Genomic DNA, 2,500 nt, shown 5'->3' on the forward strand with positions numbered 1-2,500 from the left:
TAGATATTGGTTGCGGGAGTAGGATTTGAACCTACGACCTTCAGGTTATGAGCCTGACGAGCTACCGGGCTGCTCCATCCCGCGACACTATGTTTGTGCTACCGCCTATCGGCTACTTGAGCACGTCTTGGAGTACCTTTTGAGGGGTTTTCCAAGGAATTAGGACGTTTGTCGCTGTAGCGATTTGGGTCCGAATGTCATTTTCTCTTGGGCGATTGACGCCTTTGAGACCGGTGGGGCGTAGCATGAGGCGACGTCCCGGGTGTTTCCCCGTAATCTGTTGAGATGTTGGGGATAGAGATCGTTTAGAGATTGTTGGTATTTATTAGGTTTGGCGGTGACCTACTCTCCCACACCTTAAGATGCAGTACCATCGGCGCAAAGGCACTTAACGGCCGGGTTCGGGATGGATCCGGGTGTTTTGCTCTCGCTATGACCACCAAACCGAATAAATACCAACAAGCTCGCTTTTGTTGCGAGCCAAATCAATCTGCTTGCAGCAAGTGCAAGCGTGTTGTCCAGTCTTTCGACTTATGATGTGTATGCTTTTGTTTGTCCGTAAAATTGCGCTACCGCTTTGCTACTTGAGCGCTGCGAAGTCTAATTATTACTGGATCAAATCAAGCCTATCGGACCATTAGTACCAGTCAGCTGAGTGCATTGCTGCACTTACACCTCTGGCCTATCGACGTGGTAGTCTTCCACGGTCCTCAGGGAGATCTTGTTTTGAAGGGGGCTTCCCGCTTAGATGCCTTCAGCGGTTATCCTTTCCGATCATAGCTACCCAGCACTGCTATTGGCATAACAACTGGTCCACCAGTGGATCGTTCACCCCGGTCCTCTCGTACTAGGGGCAACTCTTCTCAAATCTCCTACACCCACGGCAGATAGGGACCGAACTGTCTCACGACGTTCTAAACCCAGCTCACGTACCTCTTTAAATGGCGAACAGCCATACCCTTGGGACCTGCTCCAGCCCCAGGATGAGATGAGCCGACATCGAGGTGCCAAACACTGCCGTCGATATGGACTCTTGGGCAGTATCAGCCTGTTATCCCCGGCGTACCTTTTATCCGTTGAGCGATGGCCCTCCCACTTGGGACCACCGGATCACTATGGCCGACTTTCGTCTCTGCTCGACTTGTCAGTCTCGCAGTCAGGCTGGCTTCTGCCATTGCACTCAACGAGCGATTTCCGACCGCTCTGAGCCAACCTTCGCGCGCCTCCGTTACGCTTTAGGAGGCGACCGCCCCAGTCAAACTACCCGCCACGCAGGGTCCCGGATCCGGATAACGGACCGCGGTTAGACATCAAGCAGAATAAGGGTGGTATCTCAAGGGAGGCTCCACCAGAACTGGCGTCCTGGTTTCAAAGCCCACCACCTATCCTGCACATATTGTGCCTGATGCCAGTGCGAAGCTGTAGTGAAGGTGCACGGGGTCTTTCCGTCTAACCGCGGGAAGCCTGCATCTTGACAGGCAATTCAATTTCGCTGAGTCTATGTTGGAGACAGCGGGGAAGTCGTTACGCCATTCGTGCAGGTCGGAACTTACCCGACAAGGAATTTCGCTACCTTAGGACCGTTATAGTTACGGCCGCCGTTTACCTGGGCTTCAATTCAGAGCTCTCACCCCTCCTTTTAACCTTCAGGCACCGGGCAGGCGTCAGACCCTATACGTCGTCTTGCGACTTCGCAGAGCCCTGTGTTTTTAGTAAACAGTCGCCACCCCCTGGTTTGTGCCCCCGACGATCAAACGCCGGGCCTCCTTCTCGCGAACTTACGGAGGTATTTTGCCGAGTTCCTTCAACATAGTTCTCTCAAGCGCCTTGGTATACTCTACCTATCCACCTGTGTCGGTTTAGGGTACGGTCTCATGAAGGGCTATTTCCAGGAACCGTCTTGAATATGTTCCAATCCGATAAGGAACATACGTCGCCACGATCCGTCACATCCTTCTGGCCCAGGAATATTAACCTGGTTCCCATCGACTACGCCTTTCGGCCTCGCCTTAGGGGCCGGCTTACCCTGCTCAGATTAGCTTTAAGCAGGAACCCTTGGATTTTCGGCGAGAGTGTCTCTCACACTCTTTGTCGCTACTCATGTCATCATTCTCACTAGTGATCTCTCCACCGGATGCCTTACAGCCCGGCTTCATCGAAAGCTCCGTGCGTCCAACACACCCCGAAGGGTGCTAAAGACGCATGAAGCTATGTCACACTACGCTCTGCTACCATGCACTATGTGCATCCTAAACTTCGGCTCATGGCTTGAGCCCCGTTACATCTTCGCCGCAGGACAACTTATTTAGACCAGTGAGCTGTTACGCTATCTTTAAAGGATGGCTGCTTCTAAGCCAACCTCCTGGTTGTTTTGGTCGTCCCACCTGCTTTCCCACTTAGCCATGAATTAGGGGCCTTAGTTGTAGGTCAGGGTTGTTTCCCTCTCCACTACGGACGTTAGCATCCGCAGTGTGTCTGCCATCTAGTACTCCTCGGTATT

At 52.7% G+C, this 2,500-nt stretch carries 1 tRNA gene and 2 rRNA genes (1 of these 3 cut by a window edge); all 3 read right to left on the reverse strand.

What is annotated here, in order from left to right:
* Window positions 1-7 precede the first annotated feature (7 nt).
* Window positions 8-84, reverse strand: a tRNA-Met gene (locus tag Q1A43_RS22265).
* Between the two features lie 245 nt (window positions 85-329).
* Window positions 330-444 (reverse strand): 5S ribosomal RNA (gene rrf, locus Q1A43_RS22270).
* 172 nt (window positions 445-616) lie between these two features.
* A 23S ribosomal RNA gene (locus tag Q1A43_RS22275) occupies window positions 617-2,500 on the reverse strand; it runs 938 nt beyond the window's last position.

The sequence above is a fragment of the uncultured Pelagimonas sp. genome (genome assembly GCF_947498515.1).
In the GTDB taxonomy this organism is placed as follows: Bacteria; Pseudomonadota; Alphaproteobacteria; order Rhodobacterales; family Rhodobacteraceae; genus Pelagimonas.